The sequence below is a fragment of the Mesorhizobium sp. B2-8-5 genome (genome assembly GCF_006440675.2).
In the GTDB taxonomy this organism is placed as follows: Bacteria; Pseudomonadota; Alphaproteobacteria; order Rhizobiales; family Rhizobiaceae; genus Mesorhizobium.
Window position 1 is genome coordinate 6,106,766 of record NZ_CP083951.1, and the last position, 22,314, is coordinate 6,129,079.

A 22,314-nucleotide genomic window follows, 5' to 3' on the forward strand; every position below is an offset into this window, starting at 1 on the left:
TCTTAAAAATTCCCAAAGGAAAGCGACCCCGGCAGTTGGCTGCCGGGGTCGTGTCTCAATGCTTACTGGCCGGTGACGATCTTGGTCCAGGTGCGCGTGATGACGCGCTGTGTCTTGGGATCGTACGGCGCAACGGTATACAGCTTCTTCGTCGTCTCTTCGTCCGGATAGACCGAAGGATCGTCCAGGATCGCCTTGTCGATGAACTGCTGCGAAGCCTTGTTGCCGTTGGCATAGAGCACGTAGTTCGACGACTTGGCGATGACTTCAGGCGTCATCATGTAGTTGATGAACTCGAGCGCGTCGGCGACATGCGGCGCATCCGCGGGGATCGCCATCTGGTCGAACCACATCTGGGCGCCTTCCTTCGGCACCGAATAACCGATCTCGACGCCCTGCTTGGCTTCCTCGGCGCGGTTGCGCGCCTGGAAGACGTCGCCAGACCAGCCGATCGCCATGCAGATGTCGCCGTTGGCCAAGGCGTTGATGTATTCGGACGAATGGAACTTGCGGATATAGGGCCGGACCTTCAGCAACGCTTCCTCCGCCTTTGAAATGTCATCGGGCGAGGTGCTGTTGGGATCGAGCCCGAGATATTTCAGCGCCGCGGGAATGATGTCGGCTGGGGAATCCAGCACATAGACGCCGCAATCCTTCAGCTTGGCCAGCTTGTCCGGATTGAAGAACACGTCCCAGCTGTCGATCTTGTCGGTGCCGAGCGCGGCCGTCACCTTCTTGACGTTATAGCCGAGGCCGACCGTGCCCCACATGTAGTTGACCGAATATTCGTTGCCCGGATCGTATTTGGCGGTGCGCTCGGAGATGACGTCCCACATGTTGGAGATGTTGGGCAGTTTCGACTTGTCGAGCTTCTGGAAGACACCCGCCTGGATCTGGCGCGCCAGGAAGTTGGCGCTCGGCACGACGACGTCATAACCGCTGCCGCCGGCAAGCAGTTTCGTCTCCAGTATCTCGTTGGAATCGAAGGTGTCGTAGACGACCTTGATGCCGGTCTTCTTGGTGAAGTCGTCGATGATCGAGCTGTCGATATAGTCCGACCAGTTGTAGACATTGACGACGCGGTCTTCGGCATGGCCGCTTAAGGTGAAAAGCGTCAGAAATGCCGAGGTCGCCGAAAGCCATAGAGCTTTGCGGATCATGGTGTTCTCCTTTGGTGAGTGTTCCCTCGCCGGCTCGTCGCGGTATGGCGGGGCGGCGTTGGTTTAAGACTATTGAGCTTTCCGGAGAGCGACAAGCGTGAACTGTCGACGCCAGGCTCGGTAGCGACATCAGGGTTCGAGACAGTTTGGCCTTCCCGGCAAGGCACCCGGGCGGCGTCAGCGGCATTGACCGCGGCGTATGCATAGCTATCACGATGCTGTCCGGTCCCGAGCGGGCCGGCGGAGACACTTGGCAAGATACGCCTGTCTTGTTGTTGCCGTAATTGCAGCCTGCCCGCCCGGCAACTGGGTTGTCAATGGGGAAGGCTGCCTATCGTCAATTGGGCGACGGCAGGCCGGTGACGCCGGGACGCGCCGGCCGCGTCTGGCGCTTGAACTCCAGGCCGATATGGACGAGCAGCGCCGTGACCACGACCGCGCCGCCGATGATGGTGCGCGCCGACGGCACTTCGGAATGGACGAGCCAGACCCAGATCGGCCCAAGGATCGGCTCGAAGGTGCCGAGCAGCGCCGCGATCGCCGCCGGCACCAGCCGCGCGCCCATGGCGAAAAAGGCGAGGCCGACGCCAAGGTTGATGACGCCGAAGGCGAAGAGAAAGCCCATATCCCGCTCCGAAACCGCGAACGCCGAGGCCTGGGAAGCGGCGAAAGCGCCAGCGAAAAGCGCCGCGAGACAATTGGCCGGCACCATGCGCACATGGGCAAAGCGCCGGGTGATCACGGTCGCCACCGAAAACATGACCGCGATCAGCAGCGCCAGGCCGTCGCCGATCGGCGAGACGGCGCCGCCCAGGGATTCGGAGACCATGATGGCGACGCCGGCGATGACGGCGGCAATCGCGATCCAGGTCGCCGGGCTTACCCGTTCGCGAAACAGGAGCCAGGCAAGAAGCGCCGCCAGCAGCGGCACGCCGGCCTGCATCAAGAGGATGTTGGCGACGGTCGTGTAGGCAAGTGCCACCACGAAGCTGGTCGAGGCGGTGGCGAAGCAGAAGGCGACGCCGAGGCCGGGCAGGCCCATATGCCGGAAGAGGTTCAGGGTACCGCGCCAACCGTCGCGGAACAGCATGAAGGCGATGAGAAAGGCCACGGCCCACAGCGAACGCCAGAACACCACGGTCCAGCTGTCGCCGACATGGATGAAACGGGCGATGGTGCCGCCGAAGCTCCACATAAGCGCCGAAAGAAAGACCAGGAGCATGCCGATCCGCTCCTCGCGCGGCGAGACGGCTGGCAAAGCGACTGGCGACGGGGCGACAGGCGACGGGACGACGGGGGACGGGGCGGTATCGGTCATGGACATGACTTGTCAGCGAGTTGCGTTCGACACGATGCACCAAGGACAACAGGGATTCTGTGTCTCAAACGACGGGACTGTGTCTCAATCGCGTAGCGCAAAGTACAAAGCCATGCGTGATCCAGCATTCGCTCAAATGTAGGACAACCTCTCCGCGGTTTACTTCGACACAGTCAGACCCCAGACCGATGCGCAGGCTCGGGCGACATATCATCCCTGAAAATCGAAGGCGCTGAGGCCCGTCACCATCTCGTCGAGGCCGAGCGGGCGCGTCACCGGCGGCTCGGCGCGCGCAAGGCAGCCTACGCGCTCGCAAAGCCGGCAGGCGGGGCCTACCGGCGTGGCGAAGCCTTGCCCGGACTTGCCGGCGGCTCCGGCCGGCAGCGCCGCGCCGTAGACGATCTCGTCTCGGAAGCCGATATCGCAGCCGAGCAAGAGCGCGGTGCGACGCGGCCGTTCGGAGAAGGCGCCTTGTGGACCTTCCAGCGTGCGGGCGATGCACAGGAACTCGGCGCCATCGGGCATTTCCAGCGCCTCGACCAGGATCTGGCCCGGCTGCGAGAAGGCCGCATGGACCGGAAGCTTGGGGCAGCCGCCGCCGAAGCGGCTCTGCGGGTAGCCCTGGCTGCCGGCCTTGCGGAAGCGGTTCCCTGCATTGTCGACTTCCAGCATGAAGAACGGCACGCCCGATGCGCCCTGCCGCTGCAGCATGGTCAGTCGGTTGGCCGCCTGTTCGAAAGAGACGCCGAAGCGGGAACGCAAGACGTCGATGTCGTAGCGCGCGCGAACGGCCGCCGCATGGAAAGCCTGATAGGGCATCATCAGCGCATGCGCGGCATAGCGGCCGAGCTCGAAGCGGGCGAGCCGCCGGGCCTCGTCGGTGCCGAGCTTCAGCGCCTGGAGCTCGCCCGCGATGGCCACCGACATGCGCATCAGGCTCGCCTCCATGGCGATTTCGCGCAGCTGGTCGAAAGGCGACAGCCGCTCGGAGAGGAACAGGCGCTGCGAATGGCGGTCGTAACGGCGGCGCCAGTTGGGCATGGTGGCGACCGGCAGCACCTTGACGACGATGCCATGCTCGCGCCTCAGCCAGGCCTTGAGCGCGCCGGACAGGTCGTCGCCGGGTTCGAGCACCGATGTGAAAGCTTCCGCCTCCTCCTCCAACGAAGCGAAGTGGTTCGGCCGGCGCTCGAACACTTCGTGGACTTCATCGGCAGGCAGGCGCGTGCCGGACAGCGCGGTTGCCCTGCCCTCCTTGGCCAGAAGCTGGTTGAGGTCGGACAGGCGCTCAGCCTGTTCGCGGTAGGCGCGAAACAGTTTTACCATCGCCGCCGAGGCGTTCGGCGCGGTCTCGGCGAGATCGATCAGTTCCTGATCGCCAGGCAGTTCGCCGGCAAGAAGCGGATCGCTGAACGCTTCGCGCAACGCCGCGATCGAGCCTTGCGTCTCTCCTTGCAATTCATGCGGATCGACCTTGTAGACGGAGGCCAGCTTGAGAATGAGCTGCACCGTCAGCGGGCGCTGGTTGCGCTCGATCAGGTTGAGGTAGGACGGCGAGATGCCCAGTCCCTCGGCCATCGCCGTCTGGGTCAGGCCTCTGGCGTTGCGCAGCCGGCGCAGCCGCGGACCGGCGAAGATCTTCTGGTCGGCCATCCATGCCATCCTTGACAAGAATTTACAAAGATATCGAGTCCGGCGTCCATTACGCCTTTTTACAATCGTGACAAATTTACAGAGATAGCCTGTCAATGACAACACAGCTTTTCCTTTATTTTCAGTGCCGAGCGGTGGTTTTTCTGGGCGCTTTTCGCGCTGCAATGTAAACGATGTCACACGTAGACATCGCAAGGCTATAGGATTGCGATGTCGCGCTGAAGCAGTTCCAAACGATCCGGAGTGACCAATGACCGATTTTTACAACCTCGTCCCCTCCGCGCCGGAAGGCCGTTTCGACGGCATCAAGCGTCCCTATTCGCCAGAGGATGTGAAGCGGTTGCGCGGCTCCGTGCAGATTCGCCAGACGCTGGCCGAGATGGGTGCGAACCGGCTCTGGAAGCTCATCCACGAGGAGGACTTCGTCAACGCGCTGGGCGCCATGTCGGGCAACCAGGCCATGCAGCAGGTTCGGGCCGGGCTGAAGGCGATCTATCTCTCGGGCTGGCAGGTGGCCGCCGACGCCAACACCGCGTCGGCGATGTATCCGGACCAGTCGCTTTACCCGGCCAATGCGGCGCCGGAACTGGTCAAGCGCATCAATCGCACCTTGCAGCGCGCCGACCAGATCGAGACGTCCGAAGGCAGGGGGCTATCGGTCGAGACCTGGTTCGCGCCGATCGTGGCCGATGCCGAAGCCGGCTTCGGCGGCCCGCTCAACGCCTTCGAGATCATGAAGGCCTTCATCGAAGCCGGTGCCGCGGGCGTCCACTACGAGGACCAGTTGGCGTCGGAAAAGAAATGCGGCCATCTCGGCGGCAAGGTGTTGATCCCGACGGCGGCGCATATCCGCAACCTTGACGCGGCACGCCTTGCGGCCGACGTCATGGGCACGCCGACGCTGGTCGTGGCGCGCACGGACGCCGAGGCGGCGAAGCTTTTGACCTCCGATATCGACGAGCGCGACCGGCCCTTCGTCGACTACGACGCCGGCCGCACGGTCGAGGGCTTCTACAATGTGCGGAACGGCATCGAGCCTTGCATCGCGCGCGCCGTGGCCTATGCGCCGCATGCCGACCTGATCTGGTGCGAGACCTCGAAGCCCGATCTGGCGCAGGCCAGGAAATTCGCCGAGGGTGTGCACAGGCATCATCCGGGCAAGCTGCTCGCCTACAATTGTTCGCCGTCCTTCAACTGGAAGAAGAACCTCGACGACGCGACGATCGCGAAGTTCCAGAAGGAACTCGGGGCGATGGGCTACAAGTTCCAGTTCATCACGCTGGCCGGCTTCCACCAGTTGAACTTCGGCATGTTCGAGCTGGCGCGCGGCTACAAGGACCGGCAGATGGCCGCCTATTCGGAACTGCAGGAGGCCGAGTTCGCGGCGGAGGCCAACGGCTATACCGCGACCAAGCACCAGCGCGAGGTCGGCACCGGCTATTTCGACGCCGTGTCGATGGCGATCACCGGCGGCCGGTCTTCGACCACCGCCATGCATGAATCGACCGAGCACGCCCAGTTCAGGCCGGCGGCCGAGTAACGGATAGCAACCAGAGGAAATGCCCGCAGGGCATCTACATCGAGGAGAAGAGCAATGGCATCGATAAGCCGTGTCAAGGAAAGGGCAGAAGAACAATCGAGCGCGATGAGCGTCGACCAGCAGGCGACGATCCGCATGCTCGCCAACGATCTGCACCGACTCAACCAGTCGGTCATGAAGGCAGTCGAGGCCGGTGTCTCGGTGGAACTGGTCCGCTCGGCCAGGCACCATGGCGGCGACGGCAACTGGGGAGACCTTTTGATCCCGGTGATCGTTACCCAGCAGAGCCACACTTGACGTAACGTCAACAGTCTCGGCGATAGTCTCCCGCGCGCTATACGTTCGGGAGACTATCGTCTTTTTTCGGTTTGCCTTCACCGTCAAGTGGTACGACTTGCTCTGAATCTCGGATTTCTTGCTATATTTTCGACCTCGATCGTTTCAGCTTGACACCGGCCGCGATCTCACCCAATTGTGCCTCAGGTTTCAACCCTGCATTGAACCAGAGTGTCAGCCCGCCGATGTGTCCCCCCGACCGTGACGACCACTCCGAAAAACGCTCGAAACCGGCAGCCCGGACAGGCGTGATCGCTGCGGATTTTTCCAAAGTGCTCGTCGTCGGAAAATCGTCGATCAATCGCGTCGTGGTGTCGAAAATCGTCGAGAAATCGGGACTGAAGCCGATCTCGGAACCGCCCGAGGCCGCCGAGAAGACGCTGACCGGCCAACTGCCCGGCGCCGTCATCCTGGACGGCGGCCCGGACAATAAGGATTGCGACCGGCTGATGTCGGCCATCGACGCGCTGCGGCGCGCCTCCGGCAAGCCGTTGCCCGCAGTGATCCTGCTTTCAACCCGAAGTGGCACGCCGGAAAGTCTCGGCCTGTCGAGCGTGATCGATGCGGTGGTTGCCAAGCCGATTACGCCCGAGAGGCTGCAACCGGTGGTCGATCGCCTGGTCGGGCGCGGCTAAGGCCCCCCTAAAGCTGGTCAGCCTGCAGCGGCGATGCCTTCGATCAGCGCGGGCAGTTCGCTCAGGTCAGCGATCTGCCGGAAACGCGGCGCCGCGACCGGCGCTTCGGCGTGCTCGGCCGCCCAGGTCAAATCGTGCGGGACATAGATGCCCCAACCGCCCGCGTCGATGGCCGGGATGACGTCCGACTTCAACGAGTTGCCGACCATCATGCTCCTTTGCGGTCCGTCGCCATGGCGGCTGAAGATGCGGGCATAGGTGGCGGCGCTCTTGTCGCTGACGATCTCGACGGCGTCGAAAAGCTCGCCCAGTCCCGATTGCGCAAGCTTGCGCTCCTGATCCATGAGGTCGCCCTTGGTGATCAGCACCAGACGATAGCTGCCGGCGAGCTTCTCCACCGTCTCGCGCGCATGCGGCAGCGGCTCGATCGGGTGGCTGAGCATGTCGCGGCCGGCAGCCAGGATTTCCGCGATCGTCGAGGCCGGAACGCGGCCTTCGGTAACCTCGATCGCCGTCTCGATCATAGACAGCATGAAGCTCTTTATGCCGAAGCCATAGACGCCGAGATTGCGCTTTGCGGCTTCAAGCAGGTTCGCGGAAATCCGGCTTGCATCGCCGTGCTCGGCAAGCATGGCGATGAAGCGCTGTTCGGTCATGCGGAAGAACTGCTCGTTCTGCCACAACGTGTCGTCGGCATCGAAACCGATTGTGGTAAGAGCGGACATTGTCACGTCATCCTCCTCACGAACGCGTGGTGTAGACGCGTTTGCCGGGCACTGCTAGCTCTAGCTGGGGTGCATGCTGAATTCGTGGAAAGGCGAGCTGGAGCGTATCCTGGAAAGCTCCCAGGACAGCGATCCGATCCAGCTCGTCATGGCGCTTCGAGAACTCGCGTAAACCGCCTCCCCTTCCCTTTCCCCGTAGCGCCCGGCTATAGTTCGAAATCCGCAACACAATCTGGTGAATGATGCCGCCTGAAAAAAAGGAAGTCCGTCCGTCAAGCCGGGGGGGACGCGCCCGCACGCCTGCATTCCTGAAAAACCAGCGTGGTGTGAAGAACTGGAAGGAAGCCAGCGCCTGGCTCGAATGGCGCGGCATCGAGGACATCGAGTGCATCACGCCCGATCAGGCGGGCGTCGCCCGCGGCAAGATGATGCCGTCCAAGAAATTCACTTCCAACACCTCGCTGGCGCTGCCTTCGGCCGTGTTCATGACGACGATCTCCGGCGGCTATCCCGAGGACGGCAACGGCTTCCATTATCCCGAGGACGACGGCGACCTGAAGCTGCTGCCCGATCTTTCGACGCTGACCGTCGTGCCTTGGGAAGAGGATCCGACGGCCGCGGTCATCTGCGATCTCGTTCACCAGGACGGCCGCTCGGTCGAGTTCACGCCCCGCAACGTGCTGAAGCGCGTGCTGGCCGCCTATGACGAGCGCGGGTTGAGACCGGTGGTGGCGCCCGAGATCGAATTCTACCTGGTGCGCAAGAACCCCGATCCGGACTACCCGCTGACGCCGCCGGTCGGACGTTCGGGACGGCCGATCGGCGGCGGCGCCGGCTATTCGATCGCCGGCGTCAACGAATTCGACGAACTGATCGACGACATCTACCATTTCTCGGAACGGCAAGGCCTGGAGATCGACACGCTGATCCATGAGGAAGGCGCCGGCCAGCTCGAGATCAATCTGCGCCACGGCAATCCGATCGAGCTCGCCGACCAGGTCTTCATGTTCAAGCGCACCATCCGCGAGGCGGCGCTGAAGCACGAGATCTATGCCACCTTCATGGCAAAGCCGATCCAGGGGCAGCCGGGCTCGGCCATGCATATCCACCAGTCGGTCGTCGACAAGAAGACCGGCAGGAACATCTTTTCGGCCGAGGACGGCTCGGAGACCGATGCGTTCTTCCACTTCATCGGCGGCATGCAGAAGCATGTGCCGAACGCGCTGGTGATGTTCGCGCCTTACGTCAATTCCTATCGCCGGCTGACGCAGCAGGCTTCGGCGCCGGTCAACAACAAATGGGGCTACGACAACCGCACCACCGCCTTCCGCGTGCCGCGCTCGGATCCGGCGGCGCGACGCGTTGAAAACCGCATCCCGTCCTCCGACGCCAACCCCTATCTGGCGCTGGCGGCCTCGCTTGCATGCGGGCTGGTCGGCATGAGCAACAAGATCAAGGCGGAACCGCCGGTGCTGACGACCGCCAACGCGGATGAAATCGACCTGCCGCGTGGCCTTCTGGAGGCCGTCGGCCTGTTCGAGGACGATAAGGAGCTCGGCGCCATCCTGGGCAAATCCTTCGCCGCCACCTACACCGCGATAAAGCGCGCCGAGTTCGAGACCTTCATGGAAGTGATCAGCCCGTGGGAGCGGGAGTATCTGCTGCTGAATGTGTAAAGGCAGTAGGGGAGTAAGGCAGTAGGGCAGTAGGGCAGTAGGGGACGATGGCGAAGATCGAATCGTATAGAGATTTGGTCGTCTGGCAGCAGGCTATGGACCTCGCAGTTTCAATCTATGAAACGACACAAGCCTGGCCGAAGGAAGAGCTCTATGGATTGACAACCCAGCTACGCAGGGCAGCCGCTTCCGTGCCCGCCAACATCGCCGAGGGCTATGGACGAGAAAGCCGAGCTTCCTACCAACAGTTTCTTAGAATTGCACAGGGATCGCTTAAAGAGTTGGAAACTCACTTATTGATCGCGCAGCGCGTCGAAATCACCTCCAACGAAGCAGCCCAACAATTGATGACGCGCAGTGAGAGCGTTGGGATACTCTTGAGGCTTCTGATCCGTAAATTGTCGCCCGAGTAGCGCCCTACTGCCCTACTGCCCTACTGCCCTACTGCCGAGAATCATGTCCTACCAATCCCCCATCTCTCCTGGCCGCTCGTGGTACGAGGATACGGCCGGGCCTCGGCCCGAATACCCTTCGCTAGATGGTGATCGCCAATGTGACGTCGTCATTATTGGCGGCGGCTTCACTGGCCTCTCGGCAGCCGCGCATCTCGCCAAAGCCGGCGCGAATGTCGTGCTGATCGAGGCCTATCGCTTCGGCGACGGCGCGTCGGGGCGCAATGGCGGCCAGCTCGGCACCGGCCAGCGCGCCTGGGCGGAGGAGTTGGAGGCCGAATACGGTCTCTCGCGCGCCAGGGCGCTGTTCGACATGGCGGAAGAAGCCAAAGCACATCTTCTGGACTTCGCTGCCGCCAACGCCATCGACATCGACTATATGCCGGGTCAGCTTTCGGTGGCGCACAAGCGGCGCTATGTCGACGACTACAAGCGCCACGCCGAGATCATGGCGAACCGCTTCGGCTACCCGCATGTCAGCTTCATGGACGCGGCGGAGACAGCGGAGCGGCTCGGCTCGACACGCTACTTCGGCGGCGCCCGCGACATCGGCACCGGACACATCCATCCGCTGAAGCTGGTGATCGGCACGGCGAGAGTGGCTGCGGCCGCCGGCGCGCATCTCTTCGAGCAGACGCCGTCCACCGGCATCGCTTCCAATGGCGGCAAGGTGACGGTCGCGACGCCCAGGGGCACGATCGCAGCCGACAGATGCCTGATCGGGGTCAATGCCTATGGCGGCAACCTGGAGCCGGTGAGCGCAGCTCACATCATGCCGATCGGCTCCTTCATCGGCGCGACCGTGCCGCTCGGCGCCGCTTCCAAGGTACTGCCGGGCGGCGAGTCGGTCGACGATTCCCGCTTCGTGGTGCGCTATTTCCGCAAGTCGAAGGACGGACGGCTCCTGTTCGGCGGCCGCGAGGTCTATGCCGTCAACGATCCGAAGGACATCCATATCCACATCCGCAGGCAGATCGCCGAGCTCTACCCGGACCTCAAGGATGTCGAGATCACACATGGCTGGGGCGGCTATGTCGGTATCACGGTGCCGAGAAAGCCGTTCGTACGCGAGGTGATGCCGAAGGTGATTTCGATGGGCGGCTATTCCGGCCACGGCGTCATGCTGTCGAACTTCTTCGGCAAGCTCTATGCCGAGACCGTTGCCGGCAATCGCGACCGCTTGAAATTGATCGAGGATCTGAAAATTCCCGCCTTCCCGGGCGGTCGGCGTTTGCGGGCGCCGCTCTTGTTCCTGGCGCTGAACTGGTTCGCGCTACGCGACAGGATTTGAAGCCGGCAGGCCAGCCGAAGCCACCGATTCGAGGCTGGCGGCCTCCACGCGGCAGGTTGTGGAAGCCTTAACAGGCGCGCAGAATTTCGCAAATTGGCTCACTCATGCCATAATCAGCAGTAAAAGATGCAATTATGGGCGAAAATCCGGGGATTTCGCGGGCCTGCCCGCAAAGATTTCGGGACCGATGCCGATCGAAGCCAATCGTTACGGCAATGATCGAAAGAACGTCGGCCCGCTTGTTGGAGGTGGTTTGAGTGAACGAGCCCTTCAGTTTCGGCGCGCCGGAACGGCAGCGCTTTACAATGCAGTTCGGCTATAACGTACGGCCATCCTTCTGGCAGAAGGTACAGTCGAACGCGCATCTGGTCATTGCAGCGGTCGGCACCGCCGCGCTGCTCGGCGTGGCCGCGGTGGCGCTGTGGCTGTGCGTTCCGGGCAGTGACCGGCAAGTGACTGCGGCAAATGCCGCGCAGATCGTTCCGACAATTCCGGTGAAGACCACGAAAGTCGCTCCGGCGGCAGCGGCGGTCACTGTGGCGACGGCGCCGCAGGCCGCGCGCAAGGGGGATGCGGTAACGCCCACGACGGCGGCCCGCGAAGCCAACATTCCGGCCTTGGCATCAAACAACCCTCGCTGGACGGCTTCCGATGCCAAGACGCCACCTGCCCCGGCCGAGAACCAGCCAGCTCCATTCAAGCAGGCCGCCGACACGGCCCCCGCGCAATCGACCGATACGGCCTTTGCCGAGGCCGATGCCGAGAACGACGCTTCGGACGCGCTGTCGCAGGTCGCCGGTTCCGCCAGCGATACAGCAGCGGCAGCGAAGAAGCCGGGCGACACGATGGACGGCGCCCAAACCGCCGCCATTCCCGAAGCCAAGCCGCAGGTTCCAGATCCGCAGCCGGCAGCGACGGACAGCTCGGCACAGCCTGAGCCGAAAGCTCAAAGAGCCAGCGCGGCCGCAAACGGGCGCGTCTTGAGGGCTGTGACCATGCGCTCAGGCCCGAAGAAAGGTGCCGCCGCAATCGCCACGGTGCCGGCCAAGGCATCGGTGCAGGTGATGAATTGTAAGAAATGGTGCGAGATCGTCTATAACGGCAAGCACGGCTGGGTCTACAAAAGCTACATCAAGACCGGCGCATAAGGCCCAATCCGCCAAGCAGCCGCCCGAGCCGACCTTTCCTGCGCTCAAGCCTGAGATCCGCGATGAAGGACTTGTGGTCTTCGAACGGCACTTCGTAGAGGCCGCAAGTCTGGCAGGCCTCTTTCTTGCCGCACGCCGGAATCCAGCACCTGATGTCGTGCGTCCAGGCCAGCGCGATCCTCTCCAGATGAAGATTGGATGAGCTCTTCAGCAGGATCAGTTCTCCGGGGACGGCGGTCTGCTTGATGTGATCGGAGACTTCCTTCGGGGTGCGAAGCTCCACGAAACGGCCGCTGTCGCGGTCGGCCTGGCTGGCGCGTGAGCGGTGGGCATTGTCGCCGGTATAGATGACCTCGTCGGCGACGTCGCGCGCGATACCGTAAGCAGTGCCATACTTTCTCGACGAACCGGTGTAGTCGGAAATCTGTCCGACGACGATCCGTTTACGAACGGCCGTCGCTTTGGCCATCATCTCGAACGCAATGTTCAGCGAATGCCAGGGCGCTTTGGCAGTATCGACGATGAACTGTGGACCCCGATCGGTCACCAGCACCGTGCAGCGGTTGGCCAGAGGTTCGAAGGATGCGGTCCTTGCGGCGATTTTCTCCGGTGGAGCACCAAGTTCCAGCGCCGTGACGACGGCGGCGGCTGCCGGCAGCCAGAAGTGCTCGCCGGGGAATGGTGTCTGCATGTGTATGTCGCCACCGTGCCATCGAAGCGAAAATCCGAGCAGGTCCGGATAGGCGGCATGGATGTCTGTTACACGATAGTCCGCGGCCTCGGACTGACCGAAAGTCGCGACGCGGCACCTTGCGCCCGAAGCCATGTCAAGCACATGCGGGTCGTCGGCGTTCAAGATCGCGAGTCCGCCGGGCTCCAACGCATCGACCAGCGCCCGTTTTTCCCGCGCAACAGCTTCCAGCGTCCTGAACTTGCCGACATGCTCCAGCCGGATCATCGTCACGAGCGCGACGTCCGGCTTCAGCATTTGCGCCATGCCTCGGATCGAACCGGGCTCATACGCGCCGGCTTCGAAGACGACGTAGTCGACTTCGCCCGCGCGTTTCATGCGCTTGTAGAGCGTGCGGACCAGTGCGTTGAGCGTGTTGGCCAGAACTTGCGTATGGACCGTGCCGTGACCGGCCAGGATATGCCCAAGCAAACTGGTTGCCGTCGATTTGCCGGAACTGCCGGTTATCCCGATGAAGACAGCCTTGCTTTGGGCACGCGCACGGTTTGCCCGATAGCGACGCAATCGCCAGCCCAGATCTTTGCGAATTTCACGCAGCCTGACCTTAACCACGCGCCAATTCCCCTACCCCGATCCGTTATCGTTTTGACGGACCATGAAGTCAAATGGGACTCGGCTTGACCGCGCATAAAGCTGGCATGCGCCACCTGAAGCGGCTCAGATGCAGCGGCCGCCGTCGACCTCCAGCGCCACGCCGGTGATGAAGGCGGCTTCATCCGAGGCGAGCCACAGCGCCGCGTTGGCGATATCGAGCGGCGTCGAAAGCCGGCCGAGCGGGATCGAGGCGCGGAATTTCTCGCGGATCTCCGGCGTGTCGGCGCCCATGAACTTCTCCAGCATGCCGGTCTCGCCGGCGACCGGGCAGAGGCAGTTGACGCGGATGTTCTTCGGCGCCAGTTCGACCGCCATCGACTTGGTGGCGGTGATCGCCCAGCCCTTGGAGGCGTTGTACCAGGTCAGGCCTGGCCTCGGCCGAAGCCCGGCCGTCGAGGCCGTGGTCAGGATGACGCCGCCTCCCTGCCGGTCCATGATCGGCACGACGGCAAGTGCCGCGTGATAGATCGCCTTCATGTTGACCGCGGTGATCAGGTCGAAGGTTTCCTCATCGACGCGAAGCATGTCGCCGTTGCGATGGGTGAAGCCCGCATTGTTGACCATGATGTCGATGCGGCCGAAAGCGCTCTTGGCGGCATAGATCATCTCGTCGAATTCGGAGCGCAGGGAAACGTCGGTCTGAGTCCAGATCGCGCTCTCGCCGATCTCTTCGGCCACCCGCTCGGCGCCCCTGGCGTTGAGGTCGGCGACGACCACGCGCGCGCCCTCTTCGGCGAAGCGCTTGGCCATGCCTTCGCCGAAGCCCGACGCGGCACCGGTGATGACGGCGACCTTGTTTTCCAGACGCATGCTTTTCCCGCTCATTGGATTCCGCAGCTTGACGTGACTTTTCCACCTGCCGCCCGGCCCACCGCGAGCCAGGCTACATCTCCCTTAGCTTTCGTCACATTCGCGTTCTATGCTGCAGCCGCGAACGCTTCCGGAAGCCATGGCTTGCCCGACGGGCCTGCCGGTGGCGTGAGTGTCGGGAAACATGTGGGCCGATGCAAGTGCAAGCGATTGGTCCTCGCATGTGACACCATGGCACTGGAAAATTTAAATCGATTAGAATATACCAACAACGCTGCCGGCGCCCGGCATCAAATCGGACTGACCATGACCAGCCAGATCATCCCTGTCGATCCCTTCGACTTCATCATCTTCGGCGGCACCGGCGACCTGTCGGAACGCAAGCTCCTGCCATCGCTCTACTATCGCCAGTGCGGCCATCAGTTCTCCGAGCCGACGCGCATCATCGGCACCTCGCGCGCCAAAATGACCGATGCTGAATTCCAAGCCTTCGCCAAGAAGGCGATATCGCAGCATGTGAAGCCGTCCGATATTGACGCCAAGGAGTTGGAGAGCTTCTTGGCCAGGCTTTCCTATGTCTCGGCGGACGCGACGACCGGCACCGGCTTCGACAAACTAAAGAAGGCAATCGGCGACAGCGATCGCATCCGCGCCTTCTACCTCGCCGTGGCGCCGGCGCTGTTCGGCGACATTTCGCACCAGCTCAAGGAGCACAAGCTGATCACGCCGAGCTCGCGCATCGTGCTGGAGAAGCCGATCGGCCGCGACCTCACCTCGGCGCGGGCGCTCAATGATGCGGTCGGTGACGATTTCCACGAAAGCCAGATCTTCCGCATCGATCACTATCTCGGCAAGGAAACGGTCCAGAACCTGATGGCGCTGCGCTTTGCCAATGCGCTTTACGAGCCGTTATGGAACTCGGCCCAGATCGACCATGTCCAGATCACGGTCGCCGAAACAGTGGGGCTCGAGGATCGCGTCACCTACTACGACAAGGCAGGTGCGCTGCGCGACATGGTGCAGAACCATATGCTTCAGTTGCTCTGCCTGGTCGCGATGGAGACGCCGTCGTCGATGGACGCCGACGCCGTCCGCGACGAGAAGCTGAAGGTGCTGAGGGCGCTGAAGCGCATCAACGGCAATGAGGCGCCCAAGCACACGGTGCGCGGCCAGTATCGCGCCGGCGCCTCGGCGGGCGGTCCGGTCAAGGGCTACGTCGAGGAGCTCGGCAAGGACAGCAACACCGAGACCTTCGTCGCCATCAAGGCCGAGATCGGCAACTGGCGCTGGGCCGGGGTTCCGTTCTACCTGAGGACTGGCAAGCGGCTCGCCACCCGCGTCTCGGAAATCGTCATTGAGTTCAAGCCGATCCCCTATTCGATCTTCGGCGAGAGCGCCGGGCCGATCTTCGCCAACCAACTGGTGATCCGGCTGCAGCCGGACGAAGGCGTCAAGCAGTACATCATGATCAAGGACCCGGGACCGGGCGGCATGCGGCTGCGCCAAATCTCGCTCGACATGAGCTTCGCGCAGTCCTTTCAGGGACGCGCGCCGGACGCGTATGAGCGACTGATCATGGATGTGGTGCGCGGCAACCAGACCCTGTTCATGCGCCGCGACGAGGTCGAAGCGGCCTGGAAGTGGATCGACCCGATCCAGAACGCCTGGGAAAGCGCCAGGCAGGAAGCTCAGGGCTACACGGCCGGAACCTGGGGGCCGTCGGCCTCGATTGCCTTGATCGAACGTGACGGACGGACATGGCACGAGAGCAATTGAGCGAAGTCCGTTACAGCTGGAACGGCTTTGCCGATCGCCAGGACCTGGCGACGGCGCTTGCGGGGCAGATTGCCGACCGGCTGAGCGGCGCCATCTCGGAACGCGGCACCGCGCTGCTCGCGGTGTCCGGCGGCACCACGCCGGCGAAGCTCTTCGCCGCGCTGTCGACCGCGCCGATCGCCTGGGACAAGGTCATCGTGACGCTGGTCGACGAGCGCTTCGTGCCGCCGTCCTCGCCGCGCTCGAATGCCGGGCTGGTGGCGGCGAACCTGCTCCAGAACAAGGCGGCCGCAGCACGCTTCGTGCCGCTCTACCATGAGGCGGCAAGCATCGAGGACGCAGCCGCGGCGGACAGCGAAGCACTGCAGGCGCTGCCCTGGCCGCTCGACGTGGTGGTCCTCGGCATGGGCGGCGACGGCCATACCGCCTCGTTCTTTCCCGATGCCGGCAACCTCGAGGAATTGCTCGACCCTGCCTCGCGGCGGATCGTGCTGCCGGTGCACGCGGCGAGCGGCGGCGAGCCGCGGCTGACGCTGTCGATGGCGCGCATCGTCGCCGCCGGCTTCGTCGCGCTCCATATCGAAGGCGGGGACAAGCGCGCCGCGTTCAACGGCGCGATGGGTCCTGGCGCCGAGAAGCCCATCCGCAGAGTGCTCGAGGCGGCGCCGAGACCAATAGAGGTGTTCTGGGCACCCTGATTGCAACATGACGGCCCGACGGCGCTGGGAGGACGTTGCCGGGCTCGAAAGGACGGACCATGACAGCCAGACGCGATATCGAAGCCATCACGGAACGCATCCGCCAACGTTCGAAAGCCGGCCGCGAAACCTATCTCGGCCGCATCGCGGAGGCTTCCAGCCGTACCGCCAACCGCGCGGTGCTGGGCTGCGGCAACCTCGCCCACGGCTTTGCCGTGTGCAGCCCGTCCGAAAAGATCGCGCTGGGCGGCGACCGCGTGCCGAATCTCGGCATCATTACCTCCTACAATGACATGCTGTCGGCGCATCAGCCCTTCGAGACGTTCCCGGCGCTGATCAAGGAAGCCGCGCGGGAAGCGGGCGGCATTGCTCAAGTCGCCGGCGGCGTGCCGGCGATGTGCGACGGCGTCACGCAAGGCCAGCCCGGCATGGAGCTGTCGCTGTTCTCGCGCGACGTGATCGCCATGGCTGCGGCGATCGGCCTGTCGCACAACATGTTCGACGCGGCCGTCTTCCTCGGCGTCTGCGACAAGATCGTGCCGGGGCTGGTGATCGCGGCGCTCACCTTCGGCCATCTGCCTGCCGTCTTCGTCCCCGCCGGGCCGATGACGACGGGCCTCGCGAATGACGAGAAGGCCAAGATCCGCCAGCTTTATGCCGAAGGCAAGGTCGGCCGCGCCGAACTGCTCGAGGCCGAGTCCAAATCCTATCACGGGCCGGGCACCTGCACCTTCTACGGCACAGCCAATTCCAACCAGATGCTGATGGAGATCATGGGCCTGCACACGCCGGGCGCCTCCTTCGTCAATCCCGGCACGCCGCTGCGCGATGCGCTGACGAGGGAAGCGGCGAAGCGGGCGCTGGCGATCACCGCGCTCGGCAACGCCTATACGCCGGTCGGTCGGATGATCGACGAGCGCTCGATCGTCAACGGCGTCGTCGGCCTGCATGCCACCGGCGGCTCGACCAACCACACGATCCATCTGATCGCGATGGCCGCCGCCGCGGGCATCGCGCTGACCTGGCAGGACATTTCCGACCTGTCGGAGGCGGCGCCGCTCTTGGCGCGCGTCTATCCGAACGGGCTTGCCGACGTGAACCATTTCCATGCCGCTGGCGGGCTCGGCTTCCTGATCCGCGAACTGCTCGACGAAGGCTTGTTGCACGAAGACGTGCAGACGGTGTGGGGCGAAGGCCTGCGGCCCTACGCCGTCGAGGCGCGGCTTGGCGACGACGGCAGTGTCGTGCGCGAGGCAGCACCTTCGCAGAGCGGCGACGAGAAGGTGCTGGCACCGTTCAAGAAGGCGTTCCAACCGACGGGCGGCCTGAAAGTGCTGGGCGGCAATCTCGGTCACGCCGTGATCAAGACCTCTGCCGTGAAACCGGAACGCCGTGTCATCGAGGCGCCGGCAAAGGTGTTCGACAGCCAGCAGGCGCTGAACGACGCCTTCAAGGCCGGTACGCTGACCGGCGATTTCATCGCCGTCATCCGTTTCCAGGGCCCTAAGGCCAACGGCATGCCGGAACTGCACAAGCTGACCACTGTGCTCGGCATCCTGCAGGATCGCGGCCAGCGCGTGGCGCTGGTCACCGACGGGCGCATGTCGGGCGCCTCCGGCAAGGTGCCGGCGGCGATCCACGTGACGCCGGAAGCGGTCGAGGACGGACCGATCGCCAGGATCCATGACGGCGACGTCATCCGGCTCGACGCCGATGCAGGCACGCTGGAAGTGCTGGTGCCGGGGACGGAATTCGCGCTGCGCCGCACGGCCGAAGCCGATCTCATCGGCAACGAGTTCGGCTTCGGCCGTGAGTTGTTCGCCGGCTTCCGGCAACTGGTCGGCCGCGCCGACCATGGCGCCGCCGCTTTCGGCAACGCCTGATCTTCTCGACTTCAATAAAAAAGGGCGGCTTGAGGCCGCCCTTTGTTTGTCCTGATCGCAGTGCCTACTGGACGGTGAGTTCGTTGCGCTCGCCGGCCTTGATGGTGAAAGGCGTCTCCTTGTCGGCCTTGTCGGTGGTGAAGTTGGTCACCAGCACGTAGTCGCCCGCGGCAAGCGTGGTCTGCATCTTCTCGCCGTAGGCGTAGGTCGCCTGCTTGCGCTCGCCCTGGATGTTCTTCTTGGCCTCGAAGATCTTGAAGCCGTCCGCGCCGGGCGCGTCGACTGCCACGACACCGGCATTCAGCGTCACGTTGACATCGGTCATCTGTCCGACCGTCACGCTGAAAGGCTGCTCGGTGGACACGGCCTGCACGTCGACGCCCATCACGTAGTCGCCGGGCGGCAGGTCGAACTGGCTGTCGGGACCATAGGCGTAGGTCACCTGATCGCGGGTGCCGTCGAGCTTCTTGGCCGCCTTGTAGACCTTCCAGGACACGTCCGCCCCGGCCTTTTCGCCGCCCTGAGTGTAGAAGGCGTTGGCCTTGGCCTTGCCGACGCCGACGATCATGTCCTTCTCGATCGTCTGCCCGGCCGCGAGCCGAATGGTTTCGGTGATCGTGCCGCTGCCGATCGTCACCGTGACCTTCTCCTCGCCGGCCGGGAGGATGACCTTGGTATCGCCGTATGTCGTCGTGTGGTCGCCCGGATAGGCGAATTCCAGTATAGCGCCGCCGGCGATGTCTGCCCCCGGGCTCGGCCGCGGATGAAGGATCAGCTTGCCGGCATTCAAGATGAAGAGCGGCTGGTAGGCCTGGCCTGCCTCGATCTTGATCTTCTGCTCCGCCTTGGCCTGTCCATCGGTCGCGACCACGACATAATCGCCCGGCTCCAGATTGCCCTTGTAGGCGCCGTATTCGGTGGTGACGGATTCGCCGCGCGTGCCGTCGGGCTTGGCCTTGTAGACCTCCCAGACGTTGCCGTCGGTGATCGGATCATCGCCCTCGGCGAGCACTACGCTCGGCATGAAATTGAACTCCGGCTTTGCCGGCTCAGGCGCCGGGGCCGGAGCCGGTTCAGGCGTGGGAGCCGGAGCCGCGACGGTCTCGACGAGAGCTTCCTGCAGCGCTTTCTCGTCGGAGGCCTGGATGTATTTGCCGCCGGTGTTTTCGGCGAGGCAGGCGATCTGCTTGCCCTCGTCGGCGGTCAGGCCGAAGCCGACGACATCGGCGGTGAAGTCGACGCCGCTTTCCTTCAGCTCCTTGCCGAGCGCGCAAGGATCGCCGCCGCAGGTCTCCAAACCGTCGGTGATCAGCACCACCGTCGCCTTGTCCTCGGTGTATTTCAAAGCCTCGGCGGCCTGCTTGACAGCGGCCGTGAGCGGCGTCTTGCCGAGGAATTTCATACTGTCGGCCGCCGACGAGATGGCGCTGGCGGAACCGGCTTGCGGCGGCACGATCAGCTCGATGTCGTCGCAGCTGCCTTTGGTGCGATGGCCATAGGCCATGAAGCCTATCTCGTCGTCGGCCGGAACCGACTGCAGCACCGTTCGCAGCGATTCACGCGCGATCTCCAGCTTCGGCTTGCCGTCGATCTGGGCCCACATCGAGCCTGATGCATCGAGGATGATGATGACCTTGTTGGCGGCAAAGCCGAAACTGGTCATCGACAAAAGCAGGAGCGCCGCAGCGACGCTCCGTATCAGTCCCGCCATGAATGTCTCCTGAGAGTAGCCCTCGCCTGCGTTGCGAAAGCTATTTGACGCGGCATTCGGAGACAAGTCCGATGGCCGGCGAAGTCACTCAATAAGTGGTGCGCCGCTCTTCCGATGGCGGACGGCCGAACTGCAGCCGGTAGCTCTGCGCGAAATAGGAATGCGAGGTGAAGCCGGTGGCGATCGCCACGTCGAGGATCGGCATGTTGGTCTGGCGCAGCAATTCGCGCGCGCGTTCGAGCCGCAGCCGCATATAGTAGCGGCCAGGCGTCACGCTCAAATGGCGCAGGAACAGGCGCTCGACCTGGCGCACCGACAGCCCCGCCGACTTGGCAAGCTGCACCGCCGACAGCGGCTCGTCGAGATGGTCGGCCATCAATTCGACGATGCGCCTGAGCTTTTCCGACTTTCCGGTGAGGTCGCGCTCCGGTCCGACGCGCTGGCGGTCGCCGGCCGAGCGGATGCGCTCGTGCTGGAACTGGTTGGCGACGCCGTTGGCGAGGTTGGAGCCGAAATCGCCGCGCACGATCTCCAGCATCAGGTCGATCGAGGTGGTGCCGCCGGCGCAGGTGTAGCGCTTGCGGTCGATCTCGAAGACATTGCCGGTGCAGTTGATGTCGGGGAAGCGCTCCATGAAGCCGGCGCGGTTCTCCCAATGGATCGTGCAGCGATAGCCATCGAGCTGTCCGGCCTCGGCCAAGAGATAGGAGCCGACCGAAAGCGCGCCCAGCGCGTTGCCGCGCCGGCCCCAGCTGCGCAGCGCCGCCAGCACCTTGCTCTTGCCGGGGAATTCGGTGGTGAGCCCGACCGAGACGAACAGGATGTCGACCGGCGGCATGTCGGCGACCGAATAGTCGATCTTCAGCGGCAGGCCGTTCGAGGCCATCACCGCGTCGCCATCGGCCGAAATCGTCGTCCAGCCATAGAAATCGCGGCCGAGCAGGCGGTTCGCCGAACGGAAGCAGTCGATAGCCGCCGCCAGCGAGAACATCGAGAATTTATCGACCAGCAGAAAACCGAACTGACGGCCGCCCTGAACGGGATCGTTCGTGATCGGCCGTTCAACGGGAGCAATCAGGTTCGGCAATGCAAAGGCTTTCTCAAAATCAGAAGGACGGCCGCTTCAGCCCGGCCGCGAGGTAGGCGGAAGCTACAGTGTTCGCCATCAGCATGGCAATGGTCATCGGCCCGACGCCACCGGGGACCGGGGTGATGGCGCCCGCGACCTTGGCCGCCTCGGCATAGGCGACGTCGCCGACCAGGCGGCTCTTGCCCTCGCCCTTTTCGGGCGCCGGGATGCGATTGATCCCGACGTCGATCACGGTGGCGCCGGGCTTCACCCAATCGCCCTTGACCATCTCCGGACGGCCGACGGCGGCGACCAGGATGTCGGCGGTGCGGGCCAGCGCCGGCAGGTCTTTGGTCCGGCTGTGGGCAATGGTGACCGTGCAGTTGGCGGCGAGCAGCAGATTGGCCATCGGCTTGCCGACGATGTTGGAGCGGCCGACGACGACGGCGTTGAGACCGGACAGGTCCTTGCCGCGCACACGTTCGATCAGAAGCATCGAGCCTGCCGGCGTGCAGGGCACGAAGGCCGTCTCGAGCTCGCCGGTGCCGAGCTTGCCGACATTGATGAAGTGGAAGCCGTCGACATCCTTTTCCGGCGCAATCGTCTGGATCACCTTGCCGGCGTCGATATGGCCGGGAAGCGGCAGCTGCACGAGGATGCCGTGGATCGACTTGTCGGCATTGAGGTCGCCGATGATCTTCAGCAATTGTTCCTCGGTGGAATCGGCCGGCAACGTATGCTGGAGCGAATGGAAGCCGCATTCCTTGGCGGTGCGCGATTTCGAAGCGACATAGACCTGGCTTGCCGGGTCTTCACCGACGATCACCACGGCAAGGCCGGGCTTGGTGACTCCCTTGGCCGACAGCTCCGCGGTCAGAGCCTTGACCTTCGAAACCACGTCCTCGGCAACGCTCTTTCCATCAATCACTTCGGCCATCACCAACCCTCAGCTTCGCTTCGAGGCCGCATCGATGCATGGCCCCATTTCCTCGATCGGCATTGTCGATCCACCAAAGCGAGACGCTTGCGGCCGAAATGCAGCGCGGCATTTTCACCAAAATTCGACAAGGCAATCCCGTCAAAGCGTC

The 22,314-nt window shown here is 63.5% G+C and carries 19 protein-coding genes; 10 read left to right on the top strand and 9 right to left on the bottom strand.

Annotated features, from left to right (window positions below):
* Window positions 1-62: 62 nt before the first annotated feature.
* From FJ430_RS30000 to FJ430_RS30010, 3 genes are all read right to left on the bottom strand, one after another.
* A complete protein-coding gene (locus FJ430_RS30000) occupies window positions 63-1,160 on the bottom strand; it encodes a polyamine ABC transporter substrate-binding protein (protein WP_140709968.1) in 1,098 nt (365 codons plus the stop codon).
* A 337-nt stretch (window positions 1,161-1,497) separates the two neighbouring features.
* On the bottom strand, window positions 1,498-2,478 hold the full coding sequence (locus tag FJ430_RS30005; RefSeq protein WP_140709970.1) for a DMT family transporter: 981 nt from the start codon (window positions 2,476-2,478) through the stop codon (window positions 1,498-1,500).
* Window positions 2,479-2,688: 210 nt separating this feature from the next.
* Window positions 2,689-4,131 carry a helix-turn-helix domain-containing protein gene (locus FJ430_RS30010; protein ID WP_140709972.1) on the bottom strand — a complete coding sequence of 481 codons (1,443 nt, stop codon included), beginning with the start codon at window positions 4,129-4,131 and terminating at the stop codon, window positions 2,689-2,691.
* 250 nt (window positions 4,132-4,381) lie between these two features.
* Here FJ430_RS30010 and aceA point away from each other — a divergent pair, with 250 nt between their 5' ends.
* The 3 genes from aceA (at window position 4,382) to FJ430_RS30025 (ending at window position 6,642) form a co-directional block, all read left to right on the top strand.
* Window positions 4,382-5,671, top strand: coding sequence for an isocitrate lyase (aceA, locus tag FJ430_RS30015; RefSeq protein WP_140709974.1), 1,290 nt, complete (start codon window positions 4,382-4,384; stop codon window positions 5,669-5,671).
* Window positions 5,672-5,725: 54 nt separating this feature from the next.
* On the top strand, window positions 5,726-5,968 hold the full coding sequence (locus FJ430_RS30020) for a hypothetical protein (protein WP_027168360.1): 243 nt from the start codon (window positions 5,726-5,728) through the stop codon (window positions 5,966-5,968).
* Between the two features lie 224 nt (window positions 5,969-6,192).
* Entirely contained in the window at window positions 6,193-6,642 is a 450-nt protein-coding gene (locus FJ430_RS30025) for a response regulator (RefSeq protein WP_413467886.1), read from the top strand.
* A gap of 17 nt (window positions 6,643-6,659) precedes the next feature.
* Here the strand turns inward: FJ430_RS30025 and FJ430_RS30030 are convergent, their stop codons facing one another.
* Window positions 6,660-7,367 carry an HAD family hydrolase gene (locus FJ430_RS30030; RefSeq protein ID WP_140643682.1) on the bottom strand — a complete coding sequence of 236 codons (708 nt, stop codon included), beginning with the start codon at window positions 7,365-7,367 and terminating at the stop codon, window positions 6,660-6,662.
* 239 nt (window positions 7,368-7,606) lie between these two features.
* Here FJ430_RS30030 and FJ430_RS30035 point away from each other — a divergent pair, with 239 nt between their 5' ends.
* The 4 genes from FJ430_RS30035 (at window position 7,607) to FJ430_RS30050 (ending at window position 11,934) form a co-directional block, all read left to right on the top strand.
* Window positions 7,607-9,043 (top strand): glutamine synthetase family protein, encoded by a 1,437-nt coding sequence (locus FJ430_RS30035; protein WP_413467813.1) that lies wholly within the window; start codon window positions 7,607-7,609, stop codon window positions 9,041-9,043.
* A gap of 47 nt (window positions 9,044-9,090) precedes the next feature.
* On the top strand, window positions 9,091-9,456 hold the full coding sequence (locus tag FJ430_RS30040; protein ID WP_140709976.1) for a four helix bundle protein: 366 nt from the start codon (window positions 9,091-9,093) through the stop codon (window positions 9,454-9,456).
* Window positions 9,457-9,499: 43 nt separating this feature from the next.
* Window positions 9,500-10,786, top strand: coding sequence for an NAD(P)/FAD-dependent oxidoreductase (locus tag FJ430_RS30045; protein WP_140709978.1), 1,287 nt, complete (start codon window positions 9,500-9,502; stop codon window positions 10,784-10,786).
* A 257-nt stretch (window positions 10,787-11,043) separates the two neighbouring features.
* Complete coding sequence (locus FJ430_RS30050) at window positions 11,044-11,934, top strand: SH3 domain-containing protein (protein ID WP_140709980.1); 891 nt, start codon at window positions 11,044-11,046, stop codon at window positions 11,932-11,934.
* Here FJ430_RS30050 and FJ430_RS30055 read toward each other — a convergent pair.
* Window positions 11,918-13,237, bottom strand: coding sequence for a Mur ligase family protein (locus FJ430_RS30055; RefSeq protein ID WP_140709982.1), 1,320 nt, complete (start codon window positions 13,235-13,237; stop codon window positions 11,918-11,920). The two genes, FJ430_RS30050 and FJ430_RS30055, sit on opposite strands and share 17 nt — an antisense overlap.
* A gap of 105 nt (window positions 13,238-13,342) precedes the next feature.
* Window positions 13,343-14,089, bottom strand: coding sequence for an SDR family oxidoreductase (locus FJ430_RS30060; RefSeq protein ID WP_140709984.1), 747 nt, complete (start codon window positions 14,087-14,089; stop codon window positions 13,343-13,345).
* Between the two features lie 306 nt (window positions 14,090-14,395).
* Between FJ430_RS30060 and zwf the strand changes: the two genes are divergently transcribed.
* From zwf to edd, 3 genes are read left to right on the top strand one after another with little or no spacing between them, the layout of a single operon-like run.
* Window positions 14,396-15,865, top strand: coding sequence for a glucose-6-phosphate dehydrogenase (zwf, locus tag FJ430_RS30065; protein WP_140647705.1), 1,470 nt, complete (start codon window positions 14,396-14,398; stop codon window positions 15,863-15,865).
* Window positions 15,847-16,563, top strand: a complete 717-nt coding sequence (pgl, locus tag FJ430_RS30070) for a 6-phosphogluconolactonase (RefSeq protein ID WP_140709986.1) — start codon at window positions 15,847-15,849, stop codon at window positions 16,561-16,563. The genes zwf and pgl overlap by 19 nt, the downstream gene beginning before the upstream one ends.
* 59 nt (window positions 16,564-16,622) lie before the next feature.
* Window positions 16,623-18,446: a phosphogluconate dehydratase gene (gene edd / locus FJ430_RS30075; protein ID WP_140709988.1), complete on the top strand. Its 1,824-nt coding sequence runs from the start codon at window positions 16,623-16,625 to the stop codon at window positions 18,444-18,446.
* 64 nt (window positions 18,447-18,510) lie between these two features.
* On the opposite strand, the gene FJ430_RS30080 is transcribed toward edd, so the two are convergent.
* The 3 genes from FJ430_RS30080 to folD form a co-directional block, all read right to left on the bottom strand.
* A complete protein-coding gene (locus FJ430_RS30080) occupies window positions 18,511-20,157 on the bottom strand; it encodes a vWA domain-containing protein (RefSeq protein ID WP_140709990.1) in 1,647 nt (548 codons plus the stop codon).
* Window positions 20,158-20,245: 88 nt separating this feature from the next.
* Window positions 20,246-21,244, bottom strand: coding sequence for a GlxA family transcriptional regulator (locus tag FJ430_RS30085; protein ID WP_140647709.1), 999 nt, complete (start codon window positions 21,242-21,244; stop codon window positions 20,246-20,248).
* A gap of 19 nt (window positions 21,245-21,263) precedes the next feature.
* On the bottom strand, window positions 21,264-22,163 hold the full coding sequence (folD, locus tag FJ430_RS30090) for a bifunctional methylenetetrahydrofolate dehydrogenase/methenyltetrahydrofolate cyclohydrolase FolD (protein WP_140709993.1): 900 nt from the start codon (window positions 22,161-22,163) through the stop codon (window positions 21,264-21,266).
* Between the last annotated feature and the right edge of the window lie 151 nt (window positions 22,164-22,314).

Coding starts and splice junctions, on each gene's coding strand:
- FJ430_RS30000 (WP_140709968.1), bottom strand. CDS start 1,160: ATGATCCGCAAAGCTCTATGGCTTTCGGCGACCTCGGCATTTCTGACG.
- FJ430_RS30005 (WP_140709970.1), bottom strand. CDS start 2,478: ATGACCGATACCGCCCCGTCCCCCGTCGTCCCGTCGCCTGTCGCCCCG.
- FJ430_RS30010 (WP_140709972.1), bottom strand. CDS start 4,131: ATGGCCGACCAGAAGATCTTCGCCGGTCCGCGGCTGCGCCGGCTGCGC.
- aceA (WP_140709974.1), top strand. CDS start 4,382: ATGACCGATTTTTACAACCTCGTCCCCTCCGCGCCGGAAGGCCGTTTC.
- FJ430_RS30020 (WP_027168360.1), top strand. CDS start 5,726: ATGGCATCGATAAGCCGTGTCAAGGAAAGGGCAGAAGAACAATCGAGC.
- FJ430_RS30025 (WP_413467886.1), top strand. CDS start 6,193: ATGTGTCCCCCCGACCGTGACGACCACTCCGAAAAACGCTCGAAACCG.
- FJ430_RS30030 (WP_140643682.1), bottom strand. CDS start 7,367: ATGTCCGCTCTTACCACAATCGGTTTCGATGCCGACGACACGTTGTGG.
- FJ430_RS30035 (WP_413467813.1), top strand. CDS start 7,607: ATGATGCCGCCTGAAAAAAAGGAAGTCCGTCCGTCAAGCCGGGGGGGA.
- FJ430_RS30040 (WP_140709976.1), top strand. CDS start 9,091: ATGGCGAAGATCGAATCGTATAGAGATTTGGTCGTCTGGCAGCAGGCT.
- FJ430_RS30045 (WP_140709978.1), top strand. CDS start 9,500: ATGTCCTACCAATCCCCCATCTCTCCTGGCCGCTCGTGGTACGAGGAT.
- FJ430_RS30060 (WP_140709984.1), bottom strand. CDS start 14,089: ATGCGTCTGGAAAACAAGGTCGCCGTCATCACCGGTGCCGCGTCGGGC.
- zwf (WP_140647705.1), top strand. CDS start 14,396: ATGACCAGCCAGATCATCCCTGTCGATCCCTTCGACTTCATCATCTTC.
- pgl (WP_140709986.1), top strand. CDS start 15,847: ATGGCACGAGAGCAATTGAGCGAAGTCCGTTACAGCTGGAACGGCTTT.
- edd (WP_140709988.1), top strand. CDS start 16,623: ATGACAGCCAGACGCGATATCGAAGCCATCACGGAACGCATCCGCCAA.
- FJ430_RS30080 (WP_140709990.1), bottom strand. CDS start 20,157: ATGGCGGGACTGATACGGAGCGTCGCTGCGGCGCTCCTGCTTTTGTCG.
- folD (WP_140709993.1), bottom strand. CDS start 22,163: ATGGCCGAAGTGATTGATGGAAAGAGCGTTGCCGAGGACGTGGTTTCG.